This is a genomic window from Arthrobacter sp. NPDC058127 (assembly GCF_042884555.1).
GTDB lineage: Bacteria > Actinomycetota > Actinomycetes > Actinomycetales > Micrococcaceae > Arthrobacter.
The window spans coordinates 75,551-97,585 of the sequence record NZ_JBHVTT010000020.1; the positions used below are offsets into that span (position 1 = coordinate 75,551).

Genomic DNA, 22,035 nt, shown 5'->3' on the forward strand with positions numbered 1-22,035 from the left:
ATTCGCTCGGCGAACGAACATCGTTTCGAAGGAGACCACGATGACCGCCCCAACCGCCACTTTCCGCGCAACGCAGCGCGGATCCCGTCAAGGAGTCTGAGAGCATGTCCGTGAAAGAGTCTGTCGGATCGCGCATCATCGAACAGGTGGGCGGCATTGAGAACATCAGCAGCCTGACCCACTGTGCAACACGGCTTCGTTTCGAACTTCGTGATTCATCCCTGGTCAACGACGCAGCGGTAGACGCGCTTCCGGAGGTAATGGGAGTCGTGCGCCAGGATGCGCGCCGCTACCAGGTGATCGTCGGCGGGGCGGTCAACCACCTGTACGTCGAGATGACGAGGGAGTTCCCCCAGCTCGGCAAGGGCGGGGCCGATACCGACCCGGACGCGATGCGCGAGCTCAAGGCCGAGCTCCAGGGCCGTGGGCCGCGCGGCAAATTCGCCTGGCTCAACTGGTTCTTCGAATTCCTCGCAGACTCCTTCCGCCCCGTTCTGGGCGCCATGCTCGGAGCCTCGATCTTCATCACGGCCATGGCACTGCTGGCGACCATCAGGGTCATTCCGGCGTGGAACGCCCCCGGTGTCACACTGGATTCTTCGCTGAGCTTCGTCAACCTCGCCTGGCAGGCCGTCTTCGTATTCCTGCCCCTCATGGTGGCCTACAACGCGACCAAGAAGGTCGGCGCCGATCCGTGGGTCGGGTTCTCGATCATGGCCGTCCTGATGCTGCCGGCCTTCACCCAGTTGGCAGGAGCCGGCGCCAAGCTTCCGGCCGTGGTGGATGTCTTCGGCCTGCCGCTGACGATCTTCAATTACAGCTCCCAGGTCTTCCCGCCGCTGCTGATGGCGCTGCTGCTCGGACCTCTGTACGCCTTCCTGCGCAAGGTCATCCCGAGCAACCTCCAAGTGATCTTCGTTCCGTTCCTTTCGATGCTCGTCATGATCCCCGTCACCGCCTTTGTCCTTGCGCCGCTGGGCGTCTACGCCGGCAGCGGCATCGGCAACCTCTTCGTCACTGTGAACCACTTCTCCCCGTTGATCTTCTCCGTGCTGGTCGGTGCCCTGTATCCCTTCCTCGTGATCACGGGCACGGCATGGTCGGTGGTGCCGATCATGTTCCTGAACATCTCCACCCTCGGATATGACTTCATCCAGGGCCCCATGGGCGCATGGAACTTCGGCTGCTTCGGCGTGACCGCAGGCGTGCTCCTGATCTCAGTTCGCCGGAAGAACGGCCAGATGGAACAGGTCGCCGGCGGCGCCCTGACAGCAGGCCTCCTCGGTGGCATCTCCGAACCCTCGCTGTATGGCGTCCACCTGCGCTTCGCCAAGCGCACCATCCCGGCAATCCTCGCAGGCAGCATCACGGGCGCCTTCATCATGGGCCTGGGCGGCGGCGTCACCACCAACGCGTTCCTCTTCACCTCGCTTCTGACCATCCCGGCCTTCAACAACATCCCCCTGTACGCCATCGGCATCACCGTTGCGTTCCTTGTCTCCATGCTGACGATCGCAACACTGGGGTACGAAGGTCCGAACACTGGAATCTTCGGCCGAAAATCCAAGAACAACCGCGATGAGGCTCGCGAAGCCACCCACACCCGAGCCCGGCACGCCGCCGATGCCCAGCAAGAACTCCTGGCACCTGCCAGCGGCACGGTCATCCCGCTCTCGGAAGTCCCCGATCCGGTCTTCGCCGGCGGGACACTGGGCAACGGCTTCGCGATCGATCCCGGCGACGGGCGGTTCGTAGCGCCCGTCTCCGGCACCGTCGTGACAGTCTTCCCCACCGGCCACGCCTACGGCATCCGCACCGACGACGGCGTGGACGTCCTGATCCACATTGGCATGGACACCGTCAAACTCAAGGGCAAAGGCTTCACCGCCCACGTCTCCAAAGGCGACCACGTGTCCGCAGGCGAGCTGCTCTGCAACGTTGACCTCAGCGTCATCAAAGCCGCCGGCTACTCCACGGTGACCCCCGTGGTCATCACCACCAAGCAGGCCGTCGAAGGACTCTCCATCATTTCGGGCGCCACCGAAGCGGGAACCACCGCAGCCCGGTACAACCTCACCTCCCCCGTCACCGTCTGACCACCATGGGACCGGCGTCGAAGCTGAAGAGGCGACGACGCCGGTCCCGCGGTCTCCATCCACCAACCTTCCGCAGACAGGAAACACCATGACTGAGAACCCCTTCCGGGTCGGCGTCCTCGGCGCCGGCGACATCGCACAAGCCGCCCACTTTCCCGCCGCCCGCAAGTCCAAAGAGGTCGAACTCTATGCAATCTGCGACGCCGCCGATGACCTGCGCGACCGCATGACCCTGATCCACCAGCCCACCACATCCTTCAACGACTACGACAAGATGCTCGCCGACGAAAACGTCGACGCCGTCATCGTCGCCGTCGCCGACCAGTTCCACGTGCCACTGGCCATCCGTGCCCTGGAAGCCGGAAAGCACGTGCTCGTCGAAAAGCCCATGGGTGTCGGCGTCGAGGAAGCCGAAGCACTTGTGACTGCGCAGAAGCAAAGCGGTAAGGTGGTGCTCGTCGGCCACGAAAAGCGCTACGACCCGGGCATCGCCTACGCGCACGACTTCATACGCGATGAGATCGGCGAACTCATCGGCCTCAAGCACTGGTACTGCGACTCGACCTACCGTTACACCGTCACCGACACCATCCGTCCCCTGATCGAACACAGCGCGGCCGCCCGCCGTCCCGCCGGCGACCCCAAAGCGAACCGTCAGCGCTACTACGTCCTCGGACACGGCAGCCACCTGCTGGACACCGCCCGCTACCTCGGCGGCCCCATCGCCGCCATCCGCGCCCGACTGTCCACGAAGGCCGGCACCTACTGCTGGTTCCTGGACGTCGAGTTCGAAAACGGCTGCCTCGGGCAGCTCGACCTCACCCTCGCCGTACGCATGGACTGGTGGGAAGGCTTCCAGGTCTACGGCAGCGAAGGCAGCGTCATCGGCAAGATCCACAACCCCTGGTACCTCAAAGCCGCCGAAGTCCAGGCCTTCTCCGTCAAAGACGACATGTTCCACCAGCCCATCGGCGCAGACGCGAACGTATTCCGCCTCCAACTCGAAGACCTCGCCCGCGCCGCCAACACAGGCTCGACGCCGCGCGGCGCCACCGCCCTGGACGGCCTGGCCAGCGTGCGCGGCATGGTCGCCCTGTCCCGCTCCGTCGAATCCGGTGACTGGGTCCGCCTGGCCGACGTCGAGGGAGCCGTCTGATGGAAATCGGCATCTTCGCCAAAACCTTCGAAGCCGCCGGCATCGAGGACAACATGGCCGCCGTCGCGGCAGCCGGCATCAACGCCGTCCAGTACAACCTCTCCATCGCGGGCCTCCCGACCATCCCGGAAAAGGTCGACGCGGACACGATCGAAAGAATCAGGTCCGCGGCAGCAGCCCACAATGTACGCTTGGCAGCCATCTCCGGCACCTTCAACACAGCCCACCCCGACCCGGCAGTCCGCACCACAGGCATCGCCCGCTTCGCTGAACTCGTCCGGGCCGCCGTCGAACTCGGCATCCCGGTCATCACGCTGTGCAGCGGAAGCCGCGACACCCAGGACATGTGGCGGCACCACCCGGACAACGCAACCCCCGAGGCCTGGGCCGACTCCCGCAGCTCCCTCAGCCAGCTGGCCCGGCTCGCGGAGGACGCCGGCATCGTTGTCGCCGTCGAACCCGAACACACCAACGTGGTCTCCACCGCCGACCTCGCCCGCAAGATGCTGGACGAAATCAACTCACCGGCCCTGAAGATCGTCTTCGACGCTGCCAACATCCTGGACACCGAGGACCTGTCCGAAAGCACCACGATCCCGGTCATCGAGCACGCCTTGATGATCCTCGGGCCGGACATCGCGCTGGCGCATGCCAAAGAACTCGTTCCCGGCCGTCATGCCCTCGCACCCGGCCACGGCGCGCTGCCATGGAAGTCCATCCTCGACGGCTTGGCCAACGCCGGATACACAGGCACCCTGGTCATGCACGGACTGCCAGAGTCCGAAGTCAGCCCCGGCGTCGCGTTCCTCCGCCAGCAGCTGGAGGTCAGCATCTGATGCCGGCATTGATCCGGGACGACGGCGGAAGCCTCGAGTACCAGGTCGTCGAACCGACCAGACCATCCCCCGACCGTCTCCCGTTCATCTTCCAGCACGGCATGGGCGGTGACCGGAACCAGCCCCTTGGGTACGTCCGGCAGATCAAGCGGACCACGCTGGTCTGCATGGACGCCCGCGGCCACGGGGACAGCACCGACATCACGCAGGACCGGTGCTCGTTTGACGCCTTCGCCGACGACGTGGTCGCCCTCGCTGACGAACTCGGCTTCAATAAATTCGTCATCGGAGGCATCTCCCTCGGCGCCGGTACCGCACTCAACACCGTCGTGCGGTACCCCGGGCGGGTTGCCGGGCTCGTCCTGTGCCGCCCGGCCTGGCTGGAACACCGGCAGACCGACCGGAACGTTGCAGCCTACGAGCTCATCGCCGATCTCCTCGAGCATTACGGGACGGAAGAAGCCCTCCACCGGCTCACCACCAGCGAACTCTACCGGGGCGTTGAATCCGAATCCGCGGCAGCTGCCCAGTCCCTCCGCCATCAGATCACCCGGCCCAAGGCCGGCATCAACGCATCGATCCTGCGCCGATTCCCCGCCGCCGCGCCCACGTCGAGCCGGGACCAGTGGGCGAACGTTGCAGTGCCCACCCTCGTCGTAGGCCATCTGGATGACCCCTTCCACCCCTGGGACATCGCCAAGACCTACTCCAACGCGATCCCCTCAGCCCAGCTGGTGGAGGTGACCAGCAAGGACCGCGATCCGATCGCCTTCGCAGCCGAGGTCGACGCCGCTATCTCCCAGTTCGTGGACGGCACCGAGTGGAAGTCCGCATGACATGACCGTCACGGTAACGGAAGAGATACCGGAAGTCCTGGCCATGGATCTGGGTGGAACCCAGCTGCGCACCGCCATCTTCAGCCAATCAGCGCAGCTGGAACGCTGGAGCGTCCCGACGCCCAAAGGCGCCGCCGCCGTCGTGGACGAAATGGTCCGCCAGATCGAACGCGCCCGGAAGCTCACCCATGGACACCTGCAGGCGATCGGTGTCAGCGCACTCGGTCCCGTTGACCCCGTGACCGGAGCCATCCGGGATGCTCCGAACATCGGCGTCTACAATCCATTTCCGCTGCGCCAACTGCTCGCCGAACGTACCGCGCTGCCCATTGAAGTCGTCAATGACGCCAACGCGGCCACCATCGGCGAATGGCAACTGGGAGCAGGGCGAGGCACACGGGACTTCTGCTTCGTCACCATCAGCACCGGGATCGGTTGCGGAATCATCGCCGGAGGGCACCTCATCACCGGGCACCACGGAGCGGCAGGCGAATTCGGCAGGATAATCGTCAGGGCACCCGGAGAAATAGCGCCCCGGACCCTCGAAGACTACGCCTCCGGCACCGCCATCGCAGCCCACGCCACAGAGCTTCTGGGCATCACGGCCTCCCCTCGCCTGAACGAGGCAGCGTCGAACCATCCCGTCACCGCCCGGCTCGTCGGAGAGCTCGCCGCTGCCGGGGACCCGGCATGCATCAACCTGATGCGGGACGCAGGCACCAGGGTCGGCATAGCCATCGCCAACCTCGTCCGGGTACTCGACCCCGAAGTGATAGCCATCGGCGGCGGGGTCTCCCGCGCCGGCGACAGCCTGTGGGAACCCCTTTTGCAGGCACTAAGCGACTCACTCTCCAGAGACGGCTACCCCATCCCCCGCGTTGTGCACGCCGAACTCAGCGACGACGCCGGCCTGCACGGAGCAGCGATCGCCGCCCGCAAAACCGTCGCGGGAGCAAACGAGCCTGCACTCTGAGCCCGCGAAGGGCCGTTGAAAGTCCTCATGCAGGTTGCAAAAGTCATCCCTTCGACGTAGCGCGCTTCCCCGGGACCACCAATAACTCATCAGGACAGGACACCACATGCCTCAAGAGACCGCAGCCACCCAACGCACCGTGTCCATCGGTGGAGATCTCACCACGCCCCGCATCGGATTCGGGACACTCCAACTCACCGGCCCCGGCGAATGGGGGCCGCCGGCCGACCCCGATGCAGCGGCCGAGCTCCTGGTCCGGGCCGTCGAACTTGGAGTCAGATTCATCGACACGGCCGATTCCTACGGCCCTTTTGTCACCGATCAGCTCATTCACAAGGCACTCTCGCCCTACGCGGACGACCTCGTCATCGCCACCAAAGTCGGACAATCCCGGCAAGGCCCAGGTCGTTGGACAGCGCTGGGCAGGCCGGAATACCTCCGTCAGCAAGTCGAACTCAGCCTTCGATTCCTCGGGCTGGATTGCCTGGACCTCCTGCAGCTTCACCGAATCGACCCAAACGTGCCCCTGGAGGACCAAATAGGCGTGCTCTCCGAGCTGCAACGCGAGGGAAAGATCCGCCACATTGGCCTCTGCAAAGTCACCGTAGACCAAATTGCTGCCGCCCAACAGGTTGCGCCCATCGCGACCGTGCAAAACCTATATAACCTGATCGACCGAGACTCCGAAGACGTGCTCATTTATGCAGAACAGAACAACATCACATTCATCCCCTGGTACCCACTGGCAACCGGCAAACTCTCATCGGGTCAGGGTCCCTTGAATGAGCTCGCTAAACGGCATGCGTGCGCCCCGAGCCAACTCGCACTCGCCTGGCTACTGCACCGTTCGCCCGTCATCCTGCCCATACCCGGCACCACGTCAAGACAACATCTCGAACAGAACGTCGCGTCGGCAGACATCGCCCTGAGCCCCGAAGAATACATGGCCATCAACGGCCTCCCTGAGGATGGAAGCTGACCACAGGTATCGTTCACTAGCACGAGGACCGGCGCCTGCTAGTTCCTCGAACGTGATTTAAGGGACCATGCTCACGTACACATGGACTATGGGATGGATGGCCGCGATGATCTTTCCGGGTCGGCCACCATTAACCCTCTTGTCTTCGGCTCATGTTCGCCGGGAGAGACCCCGTCGACAGGGCAAAGCGGTTACAACGATCGGGCACTGTGATCTGGTAGCCGACTATTTCCGCCAGCGTGTACTTCTAAGTTGATGACCCGAGGACTGGGAACCGCCAGGCCCAAACCGTGACTAATCTTGGCTGTTTGTCATTCTGATACTCGATCATCGCTGGGCGGGTCCTCCGCGCAACCAGGGCGCTGCGCGCCGGTCACAATCCAAAACTTCGTTCGGCGCTCCTTCGTCGCTTACCTCCCCGCGAACTTTTGGATTGTTCCCGGTTCCCCAAGTTGCACTCCGGCCCCTCGTGCCCAGCGGTTAGGATCCTCTACCAGAACGACGCCGGAATCTGACGACCACGACCGCCCGAACGCCCGGAATTTGGTCCCATCGAAGCCTGGCGTGCATCACCGCCGACACGAATAGCATCCGGGACACACTCCGTGTAGACACGTCCGCCGCGTGTTGCGGGGCAGATTAGAAGCCGATTTTAGCCTTGCACGTGATGCTGCAGGCTGCGAAGGTCCAGTTCTATTTCGCGACCATTCACATGAACGACCATCTTTGCGTCTTCAACGCCCGCGGCGGAAAGATAATCCATAAGAGTCGACAGAAGCATGTCTTCGCGCCGCTCCGTCTTCGAGACCACGCTCTGATCAATCCCGAGCCTTTGCGCCAACTCGTCCTGAGTCAACTCCGCCGCCTTGCGGATCGTGGCCAGGTTCAGTGCGTAGATGCGATCCTCGCGCGCCGACGCTTCCCGGATTTCAGCGACACGCTCGGTAATGCCCGGCTTTGCCAGGATACGGTCGAGCCGGTCGTTGCCCTTCCTAAAGGTCTTCCTCACCATTTTCCTCACCCTCCCCTTCTCTGATCCATTGATCGATGATTTGGTCCGCCCTGCTTCCCACGCTGTCGTAGAAAACATCCCCCATGTTGGCCTTATCCCCCGAAAACAGGGCCACTACTGCGGTATTTTCATCGGGAGGAAACCAACAAATGAGCCGCACCGCAATGCCGTGATGGTAGGGGTGGGATACCCGCCACACTTCATGTTTCTTCGACTGACGAACCGGCTTGAGGGTCGGGGTCTCGGACGTAGGTGGTGCTGGCAACCGGCGCAGATAGTCCATCTCCGCGACGACATACTCGAATACCGCTCTGGCCCTCTCATCACCATGATCAGCTTCGTCCTCCAGCCGGTCCAGCTGCTCGTCAAAGCTTTCCGGCCAGAAAAGTTCCATATCTGATTATGGCTTCCAAGCCATATGCATTACAAGTCATCTTGACCGTCGCTCACGGTTTTTCGTCGAGCGGCCTTCGGCCAAAGCTCCCCATCCCACCCCCTCTCGTCTCTTGCCGGAATCCAAAGCAACCTACTTCGCCGAGCTGACAGAGCCACAGTCCTTGAGCTTGCCTCCGCGTGAGCACGCCTATAAGCCCTTCAACGCCACAACTCTGGCATTCAAGGCTGTCGCCGTGGGCGCTGACTCACGGCACGTCATGTCGCGGTTGGGCTCACTGTCGATGAACCGACGTGAATGAGAAAATTTGCGACGAATGTGGTGAATGCTTCGAACCTTCTCGCACCTCGCAGCGATTCTGCTTTACACTCCGCGCGAACCGGCAGCGAGACCGTCGACGGCGGACACGGACACGGCCATGACCATGTCGATCGCCAGGCTTTCTGCCCAGTCCGGCCTGAAGTACCTATTCAAGACCACGATGATGGACGACGTCTCGCCCACTCCCCCGGACGCAACCAGCTACTACATGAAGGCCGGGACACCACAGGGGCTCTGGCTTGGCTCCGGCCTGGACGGCATCAACCGCACCGGCGGCGACGCGGTCACGGAAACCGATGCCAAAGCAGTCTTCGACCAAGCTGTCCATCCGGACTCGGGCGCTCCCCTGGGCCGCCCGCACGGACAGCCTACGCTTGTCCAAGACAACCAAGGACAAAGCAGCACGCGCCGCTCCGTGGCCGGTTTCGATCTGACCTTCAGCGTGCCCAAGTCCGTGTCCGTTCTCTGGGCGCTGAGCCCACGGGCCCTCCAGGACCGGATCCTGGCAACCCACCACGACGCCGTCAACGCCACCTTGGATTGGCTCGAAGAACTTGTCATCCACACGAGGGCGGGGCGCAACGGCGTCGCCCGGATCGGCACCCGAGGCGTGATCGCTGCAGCGTTCGACCACTGGGAATCACGCGCCGGGGACCCTCAGCTGCACACGCACCTGGTCATCGCCAACCGCATCCGGCGCATCACCGACGGCGCCTGGGTGACCCTGGACTCCCGGACGCTCTACAAGGCCGCGGTCGCCGCCAGCGAGCACTACAACGGCCTGCTCTTCGACGCCCTCCACCTCCAGCTCGGGACCGACATCGACATCCGCGAACCCGCAGCAACCACGCACAACCCCGGCGCGCACCTCGCCGGCGTCGACGACGACCTGATCCGCGAATTCTCCAAACGTTCCCGCCTCATCGAGGCGGAGACCGACCGCCTGGTGGCCGAATGGACCAAAGCCCACGGCACTCCTCCTACCGCGACCACCACCATCAAGCTCCGCCAGCAGGCAACCCTTTCCACGCGAACGCCCAAGCCCGAGACGGTCACGCCGCTGCACGAGCTCTCCGCACAATGGCAAGCACGGGCCCTCGCCAAAGGTTTCGAACCCCGCCTCGTGCTGGCCAACACCGTGCGACGCGCGCATGCCGCCCCTTTCCGAGACTGCGACTTCGAAGAGTCCTGGGTCGACGCTGTCGGATCACTGACCCGGGAACGTGTCGCGGCCAAGCGCTCCACCTGGAACCGGTGGAACCTCCTCGCCGCAGCGGAACGCGTCTGCGCCGCGATCCGCTGCCATGCCCCGCAGGACCGCAACGCCCTCATCGACGCCGTCGCCACCGCCGCCGAGAGCCAGTCGGTCCCTCTGAACGAATACCGGTACAGCGTCCCCGCGGACGCGCGCCCCGATCTCCGCCTCGGCAAGCAGAGCGTCTTCGACTTCCACGGATCCCGTCTCTACACGGACGCCACGACCCTCGCCAGCGAGGAGACCATCATGGCCGGAAGGAACGACGACGGCGGCCCCTCCATCCGCGCCACCCTTGCGATGGAGGCACTCGCCGGATACAAACACCACGGCAAATTCGGTCTGCATGAGGACCAGCGGGCCGCCGCTGCCGCTGTGCTGCTGAGTGGGAACCGGCTCGACGCCGTCGTCGGCCCCGCCGGCACTGGCAAGACCACTACCCTCGGCGCGGTCAAGGCCGCATGGGAGGCGGAATTCGGGCCCGGCAGCGTGGTCGGATTGGCTCCCGCCGCGGCGAGCGCCGAGGTCCTGGGACGGGAACTGTCCATGGCCACCGAAAATGTGGCGAAGTGGCTCTACGAATCCGTCGGCCAGGGAGCCGGCCACCGGGCCGAACGCTTCTTCGCCGCCGAGCAGGGTCTCGGCAACTCCCCCGCTCCAAGCCTCCGCCTGGCGCAGGAGACAACCCGCTTGGCTGCCGAACAGGACCGGTGGCGGTTCCATCCGAACCAGTTGGTCGTCGTCGACGAAGCCTCCATGGTCTCCACCCTTCAGCTCTCGGCGCTGGTGCACCAGGCCCGGGACGCCGAAGCCAAAGTGCTGTTGGTGGGCGACCCCGGGCAGCTGGACGCCATCGACGCAGGCGGCGTCCTCGGCTGGCTCGACCGGCAAGGCAAAACGAGCCGGCTGAGCACCATCTGGCGGTTCGAACACGCCTGGGAACGGGACGCATCCCTGAAGCTCCGCCTCGGCGACTTCGCTGCCATCACCGACTACGACCGGCACGAGCGGATCCGGCACGGCGCTTACCTGGACCTGGTCGACCAGGCCTACCTGAACTGGCAATCCGACATCCGCGCGGGAAGATCGTCCATCCTCATCGCGGCGGATAACGACACGGTCGGCATGCTCAACGAACGCGCCCAGGCGGACCGCGTGATCCAAGGACTCGTGGACGCCGAACAGACCGTCCTTCTGGGCGACGGGCAGTGGGCCGGCCAAGGTGACACGGTGATCGCGCGCCGCAACGACCGCACCGTTGCGGACAGCAACGGTGACTTCCTCCGCAACGGCACCCTCCTCGACGTCGTACGTGTCCGCAGGCGCTACGGCTCCCTCGTAGCGGTCCGCAGGGACACCGGCGCCACCATCACGCTGCACCGCGACTACGTGGAGTCGGCCGTGGAGCTGGGATACGCGACCACTGCCCACCGCTCCCAGGGAATCACGGTGGACACCGGCCACACCGTCGTCACCCAAGGCCGGCTCACCCGCGAGCTTCTCTACGTCAGCATGACCCGCGGACGCGGCGGCAATTACGCTTACGTCAGCGAGAACGATCCCGGCGACCACGAACCGCTGGACCCCTCCATGGAACCGCAATGGCAGGAAATCCTGGGCGAAGTGCTCGCGGCCGAAGGTGCCGAACGGACCGCCCACGAAGTTCGCGACGCCGAACGATCCAGCGCCGACAGCCTGGAACGGCTCAGCGCCGAATACGACTACCTGGCGCAAATTGCGGCGGCCGAGGACCTAACCAAGTTCCTTAAGATCCACGCCCCGGGAAGGGCAGAGGAATTGCAACAATCCCCGTCGTGGGGAGCGACCGTGGCAGCCTGGCGCCGATCCACAAGTGTCAGCCCGCCGGGTGCACGACGGATTGTCGTCAAGGCGTTGGAGACAAGCGGGTCCGCTAAGGACCCCACCGCAGTCATCCACTCCCGGCTCCGTCACTTCTTGTCCGAGATGCCCGTTGCCGGGCCTGATCCCCTGTTTGAGGTCATCAACACCGCCCGGCCCGACCTTGCCAACACAATCAGCCAGGTACAGAAGCGAATACGACGCCGGGTCGACAAAGTCACGTTCGAAGCACTCATAAATGACCCCGAATGGAAGCGGAACCTCCTCGAGGCTCTGCGACCGAACGCTCGTGCGGATCTACGCCGCGTGATTGGCGCAGTCGCTGTCTACCGGGATAGATGGGGCATCGACGACTCGCCGCTTCCGCTCGGACCCGTCCCCGCGGATTACGAATGGGAGCGGAATTCTCAGACCGTGAGCGTTCAGCGACTCATCAAGGCCGCCGGACGCACGGCAGTCGCCAGGCAGCAGCCCGGCATGGGGCTTGACCAGCCGCCCACGCGAGAGGCCAGCCTGATAAATGTCGGCTGGCAGCTTTAAACTGAGCTCGAGCAGGCCAATCGGGCGAGAAGGGAGCACCCGCAATGTCTAGGCCACCGCTCCAAATCGGCACCTGGGGCAAGATCAGCCGAGATGAGGTATCGCCAGGGGTCTGGCGCGCAATGGCCAGATTCCGGGACTTCGACGGCGTCACCCGCAAAGTCGAGGCTCGGGCGGCCGCCACGTCGAAGAACGACAAAGGTGGAAAGGCCGAACGGCTTCTGATTGCTGCGCTCACTGACCGAGCCATGCCCGCAGGCGAAGACATCACGTCAGACACTCGGATCAGCAAGCTCGGTCTGATTTGGTGGGCGGAATTTGAGGATGCTGATCGCGCCATCAATACGCGCACTCGGTATAGGGACATCCTGGAAAATTACGTTTCTCCCGGAGTCGGGGGCTTACGGATTCGAGAAGCAACAGTCTCCACTTTGGATCGTTTCCTCAAGACCATGCGCATCAAGCATGGCAACGGTACGGCGAAGCAGTGTAAAACGGTGCTGTCTGGAATGCTCGGCCTCGCGGCACGCCACGGCGCCCTGGATGGGAACCCCTTGCGGGATGTGGCTACGATCCCGATAAATCACAAGGAAGTCCGGGCGCTAACCGTGACAGAGGTTGGGGCATTACGTGCAGGACTCAGGCAATGGGAGGCCGACAAAAAGCAGGCCGGCCGATACCCGACCGTGGACATCCTCGACGTCATCGACATCATGCTCGCCACGGGCGCACGCATTGGCGAGGCCTTGGCCATACGGTGGAAGGACGTCGATCTGAAATCCGAGAAACCAACCGTCACGGTGAACGGAACGATTGTCTACGTGCCCAAGAAGGGGCTGACCATCCAGGACCACCCCAAGAGCGCCAATTCACGGCAAAAGTACTTCCTACCGTCTTTCGCCGTGGAAATGCTCCTGAGACGGCAAATTGGGCAGCTGGAGGCCAACGCCTGGGACGTCGTGTTCCCCTCGGCCATCGGTTCGCTGCGCGATCCCAACAACTTCCGGAGGCAATGGCGTTCTGCAAGCTTGGATCTTGGATTCCAATGGGTTACCCCGCACACCTTCAGAAAGACCGTTGGAACCCTGCTGGAAGCCTCGTCAGGCGTGGCTGTCGCTTCCGCCCAGCTTGGCCACTCCAGCGAAAACGTGACGAGGAAGCACTACGTCCAGAAGACCCACGAGGCGCCGGATAACACCTCGCTGCTGGAGGCATTCGGTAACTAGCTCAAAACGTTTCCGGTGGGTTTCCGGTGGGTGATGACCCTATAACGCAAAAACGAGAGTGCCCCCTCACCGCGTTTCCGCAGGTCAGGGGCACTTTTCGGGTAGGGCTACTCGGACTTGAACCGAGGACCTTAGGATTATGAGTCCCGCGCTCTAACCAGCTGAGCTATAGCCCCGAGTCGGCCCGGGGCCGCTTTGTCGGCGTCCTCCCGGCCAAAACACTCTAGCAAAACAATTCGGGTACCGACGCCAACCGGGGGTCTACGCCGTGTCCAGGTGACTAGATGACCTTGTCCTCATAGCTCGCCCCGCGGTAGAGGTCCTCGAACGTCTGCAGCGTGCCTTGGATGCTGTGCGGCTCCACCATGGCGCGGCTCGCCTTGCCCATGGCTTCGAGTTCGCCCGCCGGCAGGCGGAAGAGCTCGGTGATCCGGGCTGCCAGCTCGCTGCTGTCCCCAGGCGTGAACAGATGCCCGTTCTCGCCTTCGCGCACGAGGTGCGGCAGGGCCATCGCGTTGGCGAGCAGAACCGGTGTCGACGCCGACATCGCCTCGAGCGTCACGAGGGACTGCAGTTCGGCGGTTCCGGGCATGCAGAACAGGTCAGCGCGAATGTACGCCTTCCTCAGGTCCTCATCGCTCGCGAGGCCCAGGAACCTGACCCGCTCCCCCAGGCCCAGGCGCTTGGCTTGGGCCTCCAGTGAGGCACGGACCTCGCCGCCGCCGACGATTTCAAGATGCACGTTGAGTTCGGCGGGTGTCTTGGAGACGGCGTCGATCAGGACGTCTACATGCTTTTCTTCGGCAAGGCGGCCGACAAAGAGGACGGTGGGGTTGGCATGCGGCTCGATCTCTTCGCCCGGGCCCAATTCATAAGCGGCCGCGTCAATACCGTTGGACAGAGGCAGGACCTTGCGAAGGAAAGCGTGCTGATGCATGGCTTTCGCGGCAAGCGGCGTGGGAGTGGTTACGACGTCTGCCAGGCCCATGACCTTGCCCATGTCCTTCCACGAGACCCGCCCGATGATGTCCTTGAACCACTGCGGGAACGGCAAGAACGGGTTCAGGTTTTCAGGCATGAAGTGGTTGGTGGCTATGATCCGGATGCCACGTTTCTTGGCCTCGTAGAGAACGTGCTCGCCGATCATGTAATGGCTTTGGATGTGAACGACGTCGGGCTGCACCTTGTCGAAGAGCAGCCGAATGTCGTTCTTGATTTCCCAGGGGTAGCAAATGCGAAAGTACTCGTGTGTAAAGACGCCGTGGGACTTCAAGCGGTGCACGGTGCCTTCATCCCCGAATTCGGTGAAGCTCTTGCCGTTGTCCGCCCGGCAGGCCAGCACGTGGACGTTGTGCCCCCGCGCCTTCATGCCTTTGGCAAGCCGGTACCCGAACTGAGCAGCACCGTTGACGTTCGGGCGGTAGGTCTCCGCCGCGATCAGGATGGTGAGGGGTTTGTTGGTTTCGGGAACGGTCACGTGGAGAACTCCTGATGGTCACGGTGCGAACATCGCAAAACGCCTGGCCCTGCGGTGTCTTCGCCGGTTGCCTGCCGCGGGTGTGCGGGGCACGGTTGTCGAACTTTTTGCCCTAGGCCTTCCGGCTTGCTGCCGCCTTCGCGTCACGTTTTCGCTTGGTGACCTCGGGATGGTGCCGGCTCAGGGCAATAACCCCCACGATAGCAAGGGAAGCGGCCACAGCCATGGCGATTGCCAGCACGGCGTGCACATCGGGACGAAGCTCACCCAAAATTGCGATCCCGATGGCAATTCCGACAATGGGGTCGATCACAGTCAACCCAGCGATCACCAGGTCCGGCGGCCCGCCCGAATAGGCACTCTGCACGAACCAAGAACCGAGACCGCCGGCAGCGGCAATGGCAACCACGGTATACCACTGCACATTGAGCAGGAAGTGCCCATTGGGGTCCAGCAGGTGCCGGCCGATGATGCGTGTCAGGACCGCCACGAAGCCGAACAACACGCCGGCACCCAGGATGTACACAAAGGCGCTCATGCGGTGCCGGAACATGACCGCCAACGTTCCAAAAAGCCCGACGGCGAGTGCCAGCAGGAGAACGATGGTAATTTCGTCCTCGCCGCTGACGTGATGGTTCTCCTGTGTGGCGTTGACAGCCAGTAGGACGAACATCGCCGATCCGGTCACGCAAGCCGAGATCGCCACCACCGTGCCGCGGTTGATACTGAGTCCCTGGTCCTTGGCGTTGACCACCGTGGTGATGACCAAGGCGATGGCTCCGATGGGCTGCACCACCGTCAGGGGTGCCGACACCAAGGCAATGGCGTTCATGCACATGCCCAAGGCAAGCAACAGCAGGCCGAGCACCCACCGCGGATTTCGGAGAAGCCTCAGGAAACCCTGGGAACTAAGGGCGAGGCCACCGGTATCGGCCTTGACCGCGCTGCCCTGGCGCTGGGCGCCAATGGCGAGGCAGAAAGCGCCAAGCACCGCAAGAAGGACTGCGAACCAGGCCATCAGCTGCGGCCGCCGTCGTGGGCTTTGAGTTCTTTCCCCTTGCGGAGGATTGCCCAGAAGTAGTTGTAGGCCGCCACCCAGTGCCCTGCCAGACCCAAGCCCAGGCAGACCCAGGCGATCACGAAGTAGACGTTGGTGTAGGGAATCGCGAGCTTCGAGAGGACCAGAAGAGGCGTGCCGAGGAGCAGGAACGCCGTCCGGATCTTGCCGATCCTGCTCACTGGAAGGTCGGGGTGGCTATGGAAATAGAACAGCGAAGCGGTGGCAAGAACGACGTCGGGCACCACCAGGGCGGCCAAGTACCACCAATCCACCACCCCGGCGATGGCGAGAGTGACAGCGACGGTGATGAGGGCCAGACGGTCCGCGACGGGATCGAGGATGCGGCCCAGTTTGGAGGTTTGGTTGAAACGCCGCGCGACGTAGCCATCCACCCAGTCTGTGCCGCCCATGATCGCTAGCACGAGCACAGCGAAACCGTATTCCCTTTGCCACAGCACCAGCCACACGAACAGGGGAACACCCATGAAGCGCAACACAGTCAGGAAATTGGGGACGGTGAAGATGAGATCGTGGTCGATCTGTGGCTGGCCCGGGCGTGCGCCTGCACCAATGAACTTCACCTGTCCCCCTTTCCGTAGTCCGCAGCTGGCGCTGCTGCTTGCCGTTCCGATTACTTCTTGAACAGCTTCCGCAGTCCTACTGCGGCCACCGTGGCGGAAGCGGCGAAGAGAAAGAGCTCTTTCCAGTGCGCGGCGAGCCGCTCCGGCAGCCCGGCTGGAACCTTCTCACTGAAATCTGCGAGCTTGTCGGCAGCAAGCCGGAGTCCGTCGTCGAGCTTTTGCCCTGCAACGTCGCGCAGGACCTTTCCCTGGGTCTTGACGTCGAGCTCGACGCCCAGCTGATCGCGAACGTCGGCGAGGTGCTCGCGCCGCTGCTCCAGACGGCGGAGCAGCTCAGCTTCGCTCGGGGCGGGGGGCTGCTCGGCCTTGTGTGCTTCTGCCTTGGCGGCCTTTTCGGCCTTGGCCTTCTCGGCGGCGGCCGTTTTCGCTGCTTCCGCCGCTTTGTAGGCATCCGACGACGGGTCAAGGATGCTGGCGTCGAAGGACGTGCCTTCCTTGACTATGCCGAGATCGTGCTTGATGCCTCGGATGGTCTTCTCAGGTACAAACGGCATGGCCCCCTTGAACGCGCGGAAGGCGACGAGGGCTCCGATGAGGATGATCAATAGGAACGCCGCCGCGACCACGAGCGCAGCCAGCCACGGAGGCATGACGGTGGCCAAACCCAAGATGGCCGCTACAACCAAGGCGATGACGAGCAAAGAGAGAAAGATCAGCGCAACGCCAACGAAAGCGCCGGCGATACCCAGCTGTTTGCCTTTGCCCTTGAGTTCAAGCTTGGCAAGGCTGATTTCGTCATTGAGCTGCCGCGGCGCGAGCCTGGCCGCAAGTTTCAGGGTGTTCGGCAACGCCGAAATGCCCGGGCGTTGGCCAGCCCGGCCGCTGTGACGTCCACTCATAGGTTCCGCCTCACTGCTTCCTTCTTGCTCGTACCCGGCTCCGGCACGGAGACGAATACAACCGCCCACGCGCACCTGTCCACAAAACTACCATTCAGCTTCAGCCTCAACTTCCGGACGGTCCTGCGGCGCGCCTCCGCCATCGCCGATAAATATGATCTGTCGCACATAGGATTGATAATCGTGAACACTCCCCCTGTACCGGGCGATTCCCTCAGTCGACGCGAAAAACTCCTCTATATCCTGCTACTTGGCGCATTGACCGCCTTGGGTCCATTTACAGTGGATCTCTATTTGCCGGCGTTTCCCGCGCTGGAGCATCATTTCGACGTGTCTGCGGCTGCGATCCAACTCACACTGACCGGCACAACAGTTGGCTTCGCCATTGGCCAATTGGTGGTGGGGCCGTTCAGCGACAAATTCGGACGCCGCATGCCCTTGATCCTGGCGACGGCTCTGCACATCGGGTCCTCCCTCGGCGCCGCACTGTCCACGGACATCAGCACCCTTGCCCTGTTCCGTGTCCTCATGGGCGTAGGTGCAGCCGGCGGGGGCGTGGTGGCAATGGCCATGGTCCGGGACCTCTTCGCGGGCTACGCCATGGTGCGGATGTTCTCCCGCATGTCGCTGGTGAACGGCCTCGCGCCTATTCTGGCTCCGATTATCGGTTCACAACTGCTGTTGATAATGCCATGGCCCGGGATCTTCTACTTCCTGGCCAGCTACGGAATCCTCGTGATCATTGCCGCAGTGTTCCTCATCCGGGAAACGTATCCTGCCGAACTCCGCCGGCAGACGACTTCGACGGCGGGCCAACGCTACAAGGCCGTCTTCGCCGACCGGATTTTCGTCGGGATGCTGCTCGTGGGCGGGTTCAACTTCGGCGGCCTGTTTGCCTACCTTTCCGCGTCCACTTTCCTGTTCCAACAGGTCTACAACTTCTCCCCGCAGGAATACGGCCTGCTGTTCGGTGTCAACTCCCTGGGCATCGTAGCCGGCGTCCAAATCAGTTCCAGGGTCATCAGGCGAGTGGCACCCCAGTGGATCATGGCGTTCGCCACGGTCTGGATGTTCCTGATGGCGGTGTTGATCGTGGTGTTCGATCTGCTCGGCTTCGGTCTGTGGGGCGTCATGGTCCCGCTGTGGTTCTACATCCTAGCCACCGGGTTCATGTTCCCCTGTGTCCAGGTGATTGCCCTGGCCAACCATGGCGCGCAGGCCGGAACCGCGGCTTCCCTGCTGGGTGCCTCGAACTTCCTGATGGCCGGAATCATCCCGCCCGTGGTTGGTTGGCTTGGCGTTGGCTCTGCCGTTCCCATGGGTGCCGTCCAGGCCGTGTGCCTCGCAGGCGCCGTGGCCGCCCTCTGGCTCGTCGTGCGGCCGCGGTCCGTGCCCTCCATCCACTGATGCACAGTCCACTGATGTTCGAGGCCCGGACCTGTGCGCGGGCAAGTAGGCTCAAGCCATGACGCGCAAACCGCACCGCAACGGCAGGGGACTTTTCCTCGGAGCGATGCTTGGCGCCGTCGTCGGCTTCTTCCTTGGCCGCGGGGCCGGAAACCCTGTATTCGGAGCCCTGCTGGGCGCCGTCGTCGGTTCCGCAATCCTCTACCGGATCAATCCCGGGCCCTGGAAACGGGACTAGGCAGGCCTCCCCTTGGTTCGAGGCCTGTTGCCGGTCATGGCCCGGCGATAAAGTTGAGGTGTGCCCCGTTGGCAGGAACTGCAACCCATTCCAGCCCCATGGCAGCGCAGGGATGATGGCATCCTGCCGCTGTGGTGGGATCGTCTATGCACGGTGACAAGCCCGCAATCCGCGGCCCTCTATGCGGCCGGACTCTTCACGGAGGACCGCCGCCGCCCGATTGCGCAATGGTTCAATCCGACAAATGGCGCGGCACTGCTCGTGGCTCCGGAGACCTCTCCTGAATGGCCCGTCCAACGCTTCGGAATCTTCTACGCACCACCGGGTGGCGGATTCACCCGAGTCCATTCCGCCGCCCATGAATGGCATCCGAGGGAACCGAGGACGCCGCCCACCGAGGATGACGCCTTCCAGTCCGCCGTGGCCGAAGCAGCAAGGTTCCTGCAAGTGGAGATGGACTTCGTCTAAAGACGTGGCGGTGGGATTCTGCCGTTCGAATGATGGAACAAAATCAGGCAAAAAATAAGGCCCCGCACCTGGAAAACCGGTGCGGGGCCTTTGCGCTCCTCCGACTGGACTTGAACCAGTAACCCTTCGATTAACAGTCGAATGCTCTGCCAATTGAGCTACGGAGGAATGAAGCGGTTATGACTTTAGCAAAGGTTTTGCCTCAAGTGAAATCGAGCCTCGGGCACCGCGGGAGGGACGGCACAATACCCCTCCGGGGTATCACTAATACTGCGGAGCCCGCGCCCTCACCGAGGATAGGATGGTCCGGCGCGCACGAGGCGCGCACGAGGCACCTCCCAGGCCCATACGAGGCGCCCATGCGAACAGGGGAAGCATGTCGAAGAACTGGTCTGCTGAGGACAACGTGAAGGAGGTTGCCGAGGACGTCTTTTTCGTCCAAGGCCCCGCTGTCAACTGGACGATCCTCAAGCGGGACGAAGAATTCACCCTCATTGACACGGGCTATCCCGGTAACTGGCCATTGCTCCAATCGAGCATCAATTTCCTGGGACTGGCCATGGAAAATGCCGCCGGAGTTCTCCTGACGCATGGTCACTCGGATCACATCGGCAATGCAGCGAGAATATCGGCAATGGGCATTCCGGTATTTGCGTCTCATGCGGAGTTGCCAAACATTCGCCGCGAGGTCCTCGAACAAGTCACCGTCAAGGATCTTGGATTGCGCATCCTCCGCCCCAGGGTCGGCGCGTGGGCCATACACGCCATCCGATCCGGGGGCTTGTCCGACGTCGCCGTCCCGGGCGTCGCTGCAATGACCCAGGACACTCTGGCCGCGCTCCCGGGATCTCCCCGGATCATTGCCACCGGCGGGCACACCAGCGGCCATGCATCGTTCTTCGTCCGTTCAGCCAAGGCCGTGGTCACCGGGGACGCGCTCATCACTGGCCACGCGGTCAGTCCGGTCTGCGGGCTTCAGCTGTTGCCCGCCGTCTTCCATCACCGCCCGGCGAAAATCTTGGCCAGCGTAGAAGTCCTCAAGCAGTTGGACGCAGAGATCATCCTGCCGGGCCATGGGCCGGCGTTGAGCTCACTCGACGGGACAATCGAGCTAGTCTCTGACGGCACGTACTCCCCCTTCGCTTGAGTCGGCAGCCTCCCGGCCGGATACGCGTATCGGAGCCCGAGTGAAGAGAGCGGGAACCCGGTCCAAAACGGGTACCACCCACTCTTAACCTTGCCTTGCATAGCCAATAAGCTCCGGACCTGGGGATTCCGACCCGGTCTGTTCAGAAAAAGGGGAAGCCGATGCGGCTCCTGACCATACTGTTCCGGCGGCACCCGGGGCGCTCTTCCGCTGGGCACCCCTCCGCTTGGCATGGGAGGACACCTGGCATCCGTAACGCATGGTTCCGCTTCGCCACGGCCGCGTCCGTGCTGTTGTTGCTCGGCTACACCGTTGTCTACTCGGGGACCCCTGCGCGGGCTGCAGTGCCGAAAACAATCATCAGCCTGACCTTCGACGATGGCAACGCCGATCAGCTCCCTGCCGAACAGTTGCTGAAATCGCTCGGATTGCACGGCACCTTCTTCATTACGACCAGTTGGATCGATAATCCGTCATGGCTCACGCGAGCCAACTTGAACACCATCGCTGCGGACGGCAACGAGATCGGTGGCCACACCATCACCCACCCGGACCTCACCACGTTGTCCACCTCGGCCGCCACCAACGAGGTTTGCGGCGGACGGACCACGCTTGCAAGCTGGGGGTTCAACGCCACAGATTTCGCATATCCCTTCGCCGCCGAAAACCCTTCCGTCGAGCAAATCGTGAAGAATTGCGGTTTTGCTAGTGCGCGCAATTTGGGGGACATCCGTTCGCCGGCCAGTTGCTCGGGCTGTCCCTTCGCCGAAACCCTTCCCCCGGCCAATCCATACAACACAGCGGCTCCGGACGAAGTCGACAGCACGTGGACGCTGCAGAACCTCGAGAACCTGGTTACCAACGCGGAACCGGGAGGGGGCTGGGTCCAGCTGACCTTCCACCACATCGCCGTCGGGACAGATCCCACTTTGACCATCGACCCCAATCTCTTCAAGACCTTTGTCACTTGGCTGGCGGGGAGAACAGCCAACGGAACCACATCCGTTCAAACGGTCGCCCAGGCGCTGGGCAACGCATCAACCGTGACGGCGCCTGCGGCTCCGGCCGGGGTGGCCGCGACGGCGGGCAACGCCTCGGCGGTGGTGTCGTGGACGGCTCCGGCCAACGGCGGCTCGGCGATCACTTCGTACGCCGTGACCCCGCATGCGGGGGCCACGTCCCTGGCTCCGGTGACGGTTACCGGAAATCCGCCCTCGACGACGGCGACCGTCACCGGATTGACTAACGGCACGGCCTACACCTTCACGGTCACG

19 protein-coding genes and 2 tRNA genes are annotated in these 22,035 nt (G+C 63.2%); 13 read left to right on the forward strand and 8 right to left on the reverse strand.

The window, feature by feature from the left end; translation table 11 throughout:
• The first annotated feature begins 104 nt into the window (after positions 1-104).
• From ACFVTG_RS20755 to ACFVTG_RS20780, 6 genes are all read left to right on the forward strand, one after another.
• Positions 105-2,096 (forward strand): glucose PTS transporter subunit IIA, encoded by a 1,992-nt coding sequence (locus ACFVTG_RS20755; protein ID WP_390282726.1) that lies wholly within the window; start codon positions 105-107, stop codon positions 2,094-2,096.
• Positions 2,097-2,184: 88 nt separating this feature from the next.
• On the forward strand, positions 2,185-3,252 hold the full coding sequence (locus ACFVTG_RS20760) for a Gfo/Idh/MocA family protein (RefSeq protein ID WP_390282727.1): 1,068 nt from the start codon (positions 2,185-2,187) through the stop codon (positions 3,250-3,252).
• Positions 3,252-4,088, forward strand: a complete 837-nt coding sequence (locus ACFVTG_RS20765; RefSeq protein ID WP_390282728.1) for a sugar phosphate isomerase/epimerase family protein — start codon at positions 3,252-3,254, stop codon at positions 4,086-4,088. The genes ACFVTG_RS20760 and ACFVTG_RS20765 overlap by 1 nt, the downstream gene beginning before the upstream one ends.
• Positions 4,088-4,924: an alpha/beta fold hydrolase gene (locus tag ACFVTG_RS20770; RefSeq protein WP_390282729.1), complete on the forward strand. Its 837-nt coding sequence runs from the start codon at positions 4,088-4,090 to the stop codon at positions 4,922-4,924. Before ACFVTG_RS20765 ends, ACFVTG_RS20770 begins: the two co-directional genes overlap by 1 nt.
• 1 nt (position 4,925) lies before the next feature.
• Positions 4,926-5,897 carry an ROK family protein gene (locus ACFVTG_RS20775; protein WP_390282730.1) on the forward strand — a complete coding sequence of 324 codons (972 nt, stop codon included), beginning with the start codon at positions 4,926-4,928 and terminating at the stop codon, positions 5,895-5,897.
• Positions 5,898-6,003: 106 nt separating this feature from the next.
• Positions 6,004-6,876, forward strand: a complete 873-nt coding sequence (locus tag ACFVTG_RS20780; protein WP_390282731.1) for an aldo/keto reductase — start codon at positions 6,004-6,006, stop codon at positions 6,874-6,876.
• A gap of 652 nt (positions 6,877-7,528) precedes the next feature.
• Here the strand turns inward: ACFVTG_RS20780 and ACFVTG_RS20785 are convergent.
• Together ACFVTG_RS20785 and ACFVTG_RS20790 are read right to left on the reverse strand one after the other, a co-directional pair.
• Positions 7,529-7,888 (reverse strand): helix-turn-helix domain-containing protein, encoded by a 360-nt coding sequence (locus ACFVTG_RS20785; protein WP_390282732.1) that lies wholly within the window; start codon positions 7,886-7,888, stop codon positions 7,529-7,531.
• A complete protein-coding gene (locus ACFVTG_RS20790) occupies positions 7,869-8,282 on the reverse strand; it encodes a hypothetical protein (RefSeq protein ID WP_390282733.1) in 414 nt (137 codons plus the stop codon). Before ACFVTG_RS20790 ends, ACFVTG_RS20785 begins: the two co-directional genes overlap by 20 nt.
• Positions 8,283-8,607: 325 nt before the next feature.
• Here ACFVTG_RS20790 and mobF point away from each other — a divergent pair, with 325 nt between their 5' ends.
• Together mobF and ACFVTG_RS20800 are read left to right on the forward strand one after the other, a co-directional pair.
• Positions 8,608-12,258: a MobF family relaxase gene (gene mobF / locus ACFVTG_RS20795; RefSeq protein ID WP_390282734.1), complete on the forward strand. Its 3,651-nt coding sequence runs from the start codon at positions 8,608-8,610 to the stop codon at positions 12,256-12,258.
• Positions 12,259-12,302: 44 nt separating this feature from the next.
• Positions 12,303-13,484 (forward strand): tyrosine-type recombinase/integrase, encoded by a 1,182-nt coding sequence (locus tag ACFVTG_RS20800; RefSeq protein WP_390282735.1) that lies wholly within the window; start codon positions 12,303-12,305, stop codon positions 13,482-13,484.
• A gap of 102 nt (positions 13,485-13,586) precedes the next feature.
• Here the strand turns inward: ACFVTG_RS20800 and ACFVTG_RS20805 are convergent.
• From ACFVTG_RS20805 to ACFVTG_RS20825, 5 genes are all read right to left on the reverse strand, one after another.
• Positions 13,587-13,660 (reverse strand) — tRNA-Ile (locus tag ACFVTG_RS20805).
• Between the two features lie 104 nt (positions 13,661-13,764).
• Positions 13,765-14,961, reverse strand: coding sequence for a glycosyltransferase (locus ACFVTG_RS20810; protein ID WP_390282736.1), 1,197 nt, complete (start codon positions 14,959-14,961; stop codon positions 13,765-13,767).
• A 112-nt stretch (positions 14,962-15,073) separates the two neighbouring features.
• Positions 15,074-15,979, reverse strand: a complete 906-nt coding sequence (locus ACFVTG_RS20815) for a DMT family transporter (RefSeq protein ID WP_284752621.1) — start codon at positions 15,977-15,979, stop codon at positions 15,074-15,076.
• Positions 15,979-16,602 carry a CDP-alcohol phosphatidyltransferase family protein gene (locus ACFVTG_RS20820; RefSeq protein ID WP_390282737.1) on the reverse strand — a complete coding sequence of 208 codons (624 nt, stop codon included), beginning with the start codon at positions 16,600-16,602 and terminating at the stop codon, positions 15,979-15,981. The genes ACFVTG_RS20815 and ACFVTG_RS20820 overlap by 1 nt, the downstream gene beginning before the upstream one ends.
• A 50-nt stretch (positions 16,603-16,652) precedes the next feature.
• On the reverse strand, positions 16,653-17,501 hold the full coding sequence (locus tag ACFVTG_RS20825) for a phage holin family protein (RefSeq protein ID WP_390282738.1): 849 nt from the start codon (positions 17,499-17,501) through the stop codon (positions 16,653-16,655).
• A 177-nt stretch (positions 17,502-17,678) separates the two neighbouring features.
• Here ACFVTG_RS20825 and ACFVTG_RS20830 point away from each other — a divergent pair, with 177 nt between their 5' ends.
• Genes ACFVTG_RS20830 through ACFVTG_RS20840 form a run of 3 tightly spaced genes read left to right on the forward strand, consistent with a single transcriptional unit; the run spans position 17,679 to position 19,614 of the window.
• Positions 17,679-18,908, forward strand: coding sequence for a multidrug effflux MFS transporter (locus ACFVTG_RS20830; protein WP_284752699.1), 1,230 nt, complete (start codon positions 17,679-17,681; stop codon positions 18,906-18,908).
• A gap of 58 nt (positions 18,909-18,966) precedes the next feature.
• Positions 18,967-19,146 (forward strand): glycine zipper domain-containing protein, encoded by a 180-nt coding sequence (locus ACFVTG_RS20835; RefSeq protein ID WP_284752618.1) that lies wholly within the window; start codon positions 18,967-18,969, stop codon positions 19,144-19,146.
• Between the two features lie 60 nt (positions 19,147-19,206).
• Positions 19,207-19,614, forward strand: coding sequence for a hypothetical protein (locus tag ACFVTG_RS20840; protein ID WP_234750734.1), 408 nt, complete (start codon positions 19,207-19,209; stop codon positions 19,612-19,614).
• A gap of 95 nt (positions 19,615-19,709) precedes the next feature.
• Here ACFVTG_RS20840 and ACFVTG_RS20845 read toward each other — a convergent pair.
• A tRNA-Asn gene (locus ACFVTG_RS20845) sits at positions 19,710-19,782 on the reverse strand.
• A 208-nt stretch (positions 19,783-19,990) separates the two neighbouring features.
• Between ACFVTG_RS20845 and ACFVTG_RS20850 the strand changes: the two genes are divergently transcribed.
• Positions 19,991-20,761 carry an MBL fold metallo-hydrolase gene (locus tag ACFVTG_RS20850; RefSeq protein WP_390282739.1) on the forward strand — a complete coding sequence of 257 codons (771 nt, stop codon included), beginning with the start codon at positions 19,991-19,993 and terminating at the stop codon, positions 20,759-20,761.
• A gap of 161 nt (positions 20,762-20,922) precedes the next feature.
• The coding region (locus ACFVTG_RS20855) for a polysaccharide deacetylase family protein (protein ID WP_390282740.1) at positions 20,923-22,035 on the forward strand (1,113 nt) is incomplete at its 3' end.